Origin of the sequence: Segeticoccus rhizosphaerae, assembly GCF_009192725.1 — a bacterium.
GTDB classification, from domain to species: Bacteria; Actinomycetota; Actinomycetes; order Actinomycetales; family Dermatophilaceae; genus Segeticoccus; species Segeticoccus rhizosphaerae.
Genome location: NZ_VOHR01000227.1, coordinates 1 through 6,208 on the forward strand (window position 1 = coordinate 1; position 6,208 = coordinate 6,208).

Consider the following 6,208-nt stretch of genomic DNA (forward strand, 5'->3'; position numbering starts at 1 on the left):
GCGCGCAGACCGTGCACGGTGCGGGAGAAGGCCGCGGGGAGGGCGCCGCCGTCGGTCATGACGTAGACGACCCGGGCGTCGGGGCGGTCGGCGCGCAGCCCGGCGATGATCGCGGGCAGGGCCGAGTGCAGGTCGGCCACCACGACGGGCATCCCGTCGATGGAGTCCGCGTCGCGCAACACCTCGTGGTGCGGGCTGTCCTGCTCGTCGACACCGAGGACCATCGCCTGCTCCGGCATGTAGCGGGCCTTCACCAGGTGACCCGGCCGCTCGGGAGGATCTGCCGGCAGCCGGTCCGGCACGGCCACGACCAGTGCCATCCCGCCGGTGCCGAGGCCACGCTCCAGAGCCGTGACGTTGAGCAGCACCCGGTCGCCGGGCTGCGGCCACCCGACCAGGTCGGGATAGGCCACCGCGCACACCGTCTGTTCGGTCGGCTCATCGGCGACGCGCACGTCATACTCCGCGGCACCTGACCACCTGGTGCGCTCGCGCACCACCACGCCGCTGCGCCACCGGATCACGTCGTGCACACTAGCCGCATGAACCACCCCACGAAGAGCACCCCACGAAGTCCTCGCTCGTGCCTCGCTCGGTACTTCGCGGGGACCCCGCTATCCGCTCCGCTTCGATACTTCGCGGGGACCCGGGCATGACGCCACCCTCTGCGTCGTCCGTGTCGTCGGCGTCCGCCAAGACCGAGCGACTGCTCAACCTCGTCATCTGCCTGCTCTACACCCGCCAGCCGCTGTCCAAGGCCCGGATCCGGGACGCGGTGCCGCAGTACGGTCAGACGGCGTCGACCGAGGCGTTCGACCGCATGTTCGAGCGAGACAAGGACGAGCTGCGTGACCTGGGGATCCCGCTCAAGACCGAGCCGCTCGACGCCTTCTTCGATGACGAGCCGGGCTATCGGATCGACCGGCGCGAGTACGCGCTGCAGGAGATCTCCTTCGCGCCCGACGAGCTCGCCGTCCTCGGCCTGGCCAGCCGTGCGTGGCAGCAGGCCAGTCTCGGCGGCCCCGCGGCGCAGGCCCTGCGCAAGCTCTCGGCCGCTGATGTGGAGCGCGACGACGCCTCCATCGTCGGCATCGAACCGCGGGTCCGCACGGCCGAGCCGGCATTCGAGGCGGTCCGTCACGCGGTACTGGGCCGGACGCCGATCCGGTTCGACTACCGCACCGCGGGGTCGGGGGAGCGCACCACCCGGCACCTGCAGCCGTGGGGGATGGCCTCGTGGCACGGCCGTTGGTACGTCACCGGATTCGACACCGACCGCGATGCCCCCCGCGTCTTCCGGTTGGGCCGGATCGAGGGACCGGTGACGGTCGACGGCACCTCCGAGTCGTATGACGTGCCGCCGGACCACGAGCCGCGGACGATGATCGACACCATGTCGGTGGAGCGCGAGGTCCAGCCCGCGGTGCTGCGGGTGCGCGTCGGCGCGGGCAACACCCTGCGCCGCCGGGCGGACGACATCCGCGAGGCGGAGGAAGGCTGGTCACGGGTCGAGGTGGGATTCACCGACGCCGAATCGTTCGCCGACGAGATCGCCGGGTTCGGCCCGGACGTCCTGGTGGAGGAGCCGACGGAACTGGTCGACGCGGTGGTGCGACGATTCACCGGCGTCGTCTCGGCCCAGGGGGGAGCCGCGTGAGCAGGAGCGGCGACGACCGTGTGAGGACGCGGGCGGAGCGAGGCCCGGAGCACCGAGGAGCGCGACCATGAGCACGCACGAGTCCGCGACCAGCCGCCTGTCCCGGCTGCTGACGATGGTGCCGTGGCTGCTGCACCGCCAGGGCATCGACATCGAGCAGGCGGCGTCGGAGCTGGGTGTGTCGCGCGAGCAGATCGAGGCCGACCTGCAGCTGCTGTTCGTGTGCGGCACCCCGGGGCACATGCCCGACGACCTCATCGAGGCCGACTGGGAGAGCGGCCGGGTCTACCTCGGCAACGCCGACCTGATCGCCCGGCCACTGCGGCTCGGGGTCGACGAGGCGCTCGCGCTGATCGTCGGACTGCGCACGCTGGCGTCGGTCCCCGGCATCGGTGACCGCGCGGCCATCGACCGCGCGCTCGCCAAGCTGGAGGAGGCGACCGGCGCCGCGGCAGCGGCCAGCTCCCGGGTCCAGGTCACCCTCGACGAGGGGAGCGAGACCGAGACGCTCCAGCAGCTGCAACGCGCCCTTGCGGCGCACCGCCGGGTGCACCTGCGCTACCTCGTCGCGGCCCGGGACGAGGCGACCGAGCGCGACGTCGACCCCATGCGCGTGCTCAACATCGACGCCACCTGGTATCTCGAGGCGTGGTGCCACCGGGCCGAGGACGTCCGGCTGTTCCGGCTGGACCGCATCGAGTCGCTCGAGGTGCTCGACCAGGACGGGACCCCGCCTGAGCAGGCTCGCCCCCGTGACCTCGACGCGGGCGTCTTCACCCCTTCGCCCACCGACCAGCAGGTGCGCATTGCGCTGCGGCCGGAGGCGGCGTGGGTGAGCGACTACTACCCGGTGGACTCGGTCGAGCGGGCCGACGACGGCAGCCAGACCATCTCCCTGCGCACGGCGGACACCGCCTGGTTGCGACGGCTGCTGTGGCGTCTCGGCGGCGGGGCCACGGTGCTGGAACCGCAGGAGCTCGCCGCGCAGGTGTCCGCGGGCGCCGAGCAGGCGCTGCGGCTGTATGACGTCCGCGGCGCCACCGCGCCGGAACCGCGTCACACCGCCGGAAGCTAGGCTCGTCGCCGTGTGGTGGTGGATCCTCTTCTGGGCCGTGCTGCTCCTGTGCTCGCTCGCCTACCTGGGCTGGCGGGTGTGGCGCGTGTGGCAGCAGCTCAAGGCCTTCGGTCGAGAGCTTGCGGTCGCCGAGGAGCGCCTCGACGAGGTCGAGGGCACCCTGGAGCAGCTCGGGGCGAGGGGCCTGACGACGACCGACGACCTGGCCGTGTTCAGCAGCCCCCTCGACGCGGCAACCGTGGCCATGGCCACGAGGGCGCACTCCCGGGCCGCGAGGAGCCGTCGGCGAGCAGCTGCCGCACCCGGGTGGGCCAAGCACGTAGACTAGGGGCGACAGCGGCGCCATCGTGCCGACCACCGACTCGACCAGTCCCTCGACTGACCACGACCATCCACGGAAGGTAGGGAATTCGCCATGGGCATGTTCCGTAACCTGTTTGACAGCCCCGTGCACCTCCTGATCCTCCTGCTCGTGATCGTCATCGTGTTCGGGTGGAAGAAGCTGCCGGACGCCGCGCGCAGCGTCGGCCGCTCGATGCGCATCTTCAAGGCGGAGGTCGAGGAGATGAAGGGTGAGGACAAGGGGCGACGCAGCGCCGCCAGCTCCGACACCGTGAACGGAGACGTCGTCGACGACGAGCAGCGGGCGTCGCGCCAGGAGCCGACCCACCCTGCCCCGTCGTCCGCGCCGCCCCAGCCCGATCCGAACGCGCCCGACGACAGCACCCCTCCGGCCTCAGGCTCCTCCAGCCAGCAACGCCCGAGCGCCTGAGCTGCAGCACGGCCCCGACACCCTTTCCTGATACGTGACCCTGCTGCGTCGTCGGCGCAACCCTGAAGGGCGGATGTCCCTCGCGGACCATCTCCGTGAGCTGCGGCGACGCGTCGTGTGGTCCGTGCTCGGGCTGCTGGCCGGCGCCGTCGTCGGGTGGTTCGTCTACACGCGCCTGCTCGACGTGCTGACCGCGCCCATCGTGCACATCCAGAAGGCGCGCGGGGACAGGTCGATCGGGCTGAACTTCAGCGGCCTGACCCAGGCGTTCTCGGTGCAGCTGAAGGTCGCGATCTTCGTCGGGATCATCCTGTCCTGCCCCGTCTGGCTCTACCAGATCTGGGCCTTCATCGTGCCGGGCCTGACCAAGCGGGAGCGGCGCACCTCGATGGCGTTCATCGCCGCCGCCGTGCCCCTCTTCGTTGCGGGCTGCCTGCTCGCTCTGTGGACCATGCCGCGGGTCGTCGAGGTGCTCTACGGCTTCACGCCGTCGGGCAGCTTCAACTTCACCAACGCCTCCGACTACCTGACCTTCGTCACCCGGTTCATCCTGGCCTTCGGGCTCGCCTTCCTGCTGCCGGTGCTGCTGGTGGCGCTCAACGTCGCACACGTCCTGCCGGCCCGGGTGATGATCAAGGGTTGGCGCATCGCCGTCATGCTCATCTTCGTGTTCGCCGCGCTGATGACGCCCACGCCGGATGCGTGGACGATGCTGGTGCTCGCGCTGCCCATGGTCGGCCTGTTCTACCTGGCCGTCGGGGTGTCGGCCCTGCTCGACCGCAAGCGGAGCAAGAACGACCCCGACTGGCGCGACGTGCCCGACGACGAAGCGTCCCCCCTGTAGCGCCGGTCGATGACGACACGGATCGGTCTGCTGGTCAACCCCACGGCCGGCAAGGGACGTGGTGCCCGTGCCGGTGCCCAGATCGCGGCCCGGCTGGCGCAGACCGGGCACGAGATCGTCCAGGTCACCGACGAGACGGCGCAGGCCGCGCACGACCGCGGGGTCGCCGCCGTGGCCTCGGGCCTGGACGTGCTCGTCGTGGTCGGCGGTGACGGCATGGTGCACCTCGGCGCCGACCTGTGTGCCGGGAGCGAGACGGCCCTCGCGATCGTGGGCGCCGGGTCGGGCAACGACGTCGCCCGGTGCCTGGGGCTGCCCGTGCACGACCCGGAGGCCTCCGCCACGATGATCGAGGCAGGCCACTGGCGCTCCGTCGACCTGGGCCGGCACCTCGACGCCGACGGGGACGCGCACTGGTTCGCCGGTGTGCTCTGCGCCGGGTTCGACGCCATCGTCAACGAGCGTGCCAACGGTTGGGTCTGGCCCCAGGGGCGGATGCGCTACAACCTGGCCATCGCCCGCGAGCTCCCCGTCTTCCGGCCGATTCCCTACACGGTCCACATCGACGGCACCCGCATCGACACGGAGGCGATGCTGGTCGCGGTCGCCAACGGCACGTCATACGGCGGAGGCATGCGGGTGTGCCCCGACGCGCGGCTGGACGACGGACTGCTCGACGTCTTCATCGTGCGCAAGATGTCGGTGCCCACCCTGGTGCGGTTGTTTCCGCGGGTCTACCGGGGCACCCACGTCGACCACCCCGCGGTGCAGATCATCCAGGGACGGCACGTCACGCTCGAGGCGGACGGGATCACCAGCTATGCCGACGGTGAGCGGTTCGCGCCGTTGCCGCTCAGCGTCGAGGTCGCGCCCGGCGCGCTGCGTGTGGTCGTGCCGCCCGGCTGACGTAGCCTGACGGCATGCCCACACCCGCGGAACGGTACGCCGCCGCCGAGCGTGGCAGGGCCGAAGACCCCACCGTCGTCAGCGACTTCACCGGGGGGCTGGCGTTCAGCCTGGACCAGTTCCAGCGTCGGGGGATCGAGGCGGTCGCCGACGGCTCGGGGGTGCTCGTCGCTGCGCCGACCGGCTCCGGGAAGACGGTCGTGGGCGAGTTCGCCGTGCACCTCGCGCTGCGGACGGGGCGAAAGGCGTTCTACACCACACCGATCAAGGCGCTGTCCAACCAGAAGTATGCCGACCTGGTGCGCGTGCACGGCGCCTACCGCGTCGGCCTGCTCACCGGCGACTCCTCGATCAACGGCGAGGCCCCCGTGGTCGTCATGACCACCGAGGTGCTCCGCAACATGATGTATGCCGGGTCGCCCACCCTGCGTGGGCTCGGCTTCGTCGTGATGGACGAGGTGCACTACCTGGCCGACCGCTTTCGCGGCGCGGTCTGGGAGGAGGTGATCATCCACCTCCCGCAGGACGTGCAGGTGATCTCGCTGTCGGCGACCGTGAGCAACGCGGAGGAGTTCGGGGCCTGGCTCGGGGAGGTGCGCGGTGAGACGACGGTGATCGTCGAGGAGCACCGGCCGGTCCCCTTGTGGCAGCACATGATGGTGGGGCAGCGGCTCTTCGACCTGTTCGTCGACGAGACCTCCGCTCCGACCGCGGAGGCGGACCTGGCCCGGCTGAACCCAGACCTGCTCGCCCACATCCGCTCGTTCGAGCGGACCACCGACCGGCGCGGACGACTGGAGGACGCCGGTGGCCCGCGTGGCCGGCGGGGGCAGCCGCGGCGCGGTCGCGGTGGTCCGCACGGTGGGCGGGGCAACGGGCACGGCGACCCCGGCGGCGGCCCACGTCCCGGGCGGCGGCCGGGAGGCGGACCGAGCCGCGCCGAGGTCATCGAGC

At 71.5% G+C, this 6,208-nt stretch carries 8 protein-coding genes; 7 read left to right on the plus strand and 1 reads right to left on the minus strand.

The genetic code is table 11. From position 1 onward, the window contains the following. A partial coding sequence (locus FRW57_RS15655; RefSeq protein WP_152186431.1) for a DUF3866 family protein occupies window positions 1-524 on the minus strand: 524 nt, incomplete at its 3' end. Between the two features lie 128 nt (window positions 525-652). Between FRW57_RS15655 and FRW57_RS15660 the strand changes: the two genes are divergently transcribed. From FRW57_RS15660 to FRW57_RS15690, 7 genes are all read left to right on the plus strand, one after another. Then, window positions 653-1,657 (plus strand): helix-turn-helix transcriptional regulator, encoded by a 1,005-nt coding sequence (locus FRW57_RS15660; protein WP_137122991.1) that lies wholly within the window; start codon window positions 653-655, stop codon window positions 1,655-1,657. A gap of 67 nt (window positions 1,658-1,724) precedes the next feature. Next, window positions 1,725-2,732 (plus strand): helix-turn-helix transcriptional regulator, encoded by a 1,008-nt coding sequence (locus FRW57_RS15665; protein ID WP_137122990.1) that lies wholly within the window; start codon window positions 1,725-1,727, stop codon window positions 2,730-2,732. A 10-nt stretch (window positions 2,733-2,742) separates the two neighbouring features. After that, window positions 2,743-3,060: a hypothetical protein gene (locus tag FRW57_RS15670; protein ID WP_137122989.1), complete on the plus strand. Its 318-nt coding sequence runs from the start codon at window positions 2,743-2,745 to the stop codon at window positions 3,058-3,060. A gap of 87 nt (window positions 3,061-3,147) precedes the next feature. Then, window positions 3,148-3,504: a Sec-independent protein translocase subunit TatA gene (tatA, locus tag FRW57_RS15675; protein WP_238999454.1), complete on the plus strand. Its 357-nt coding sequence runs from the start codon at window positions 3,148-3,150 to the stop codon at window positions 3,502-3,504. Window positions 3,505-3,538: 34 nt separating this feature from the next. Further along, entirely contained in the window at window positions 3,539-4,348 is an 810-nt protein-coding gene (gene tatC, locus FRW57_RS15680) for a twin-arginine translocase subunit TatC (RefSeq protein WP_238384827.1), read from the plus strand. 9 nt (window positions 4,349-4,357) lie between these two features. After that, window positions 4,358-5,254, plus strand: a complete 897-nt coding sequence (locus tag FRW57_RS15685; RefSeq protein ID WP_137122988.1) for a diacylglycerol kinase — start codon at window positions 4,358-4,360, stop codon at window positions 5,252-5,254. A gap of 14 nt (window positions 5,255-5,268) precedes the next feature. Further along, on the plus strand, window positions 5,269-6,208 hold a 940-nt coding region (locus FRW57_RS15690), incomplete at its 3' end, for a DEAD/DEAH box helicase (RefSeq protein ID WP_152186432.1).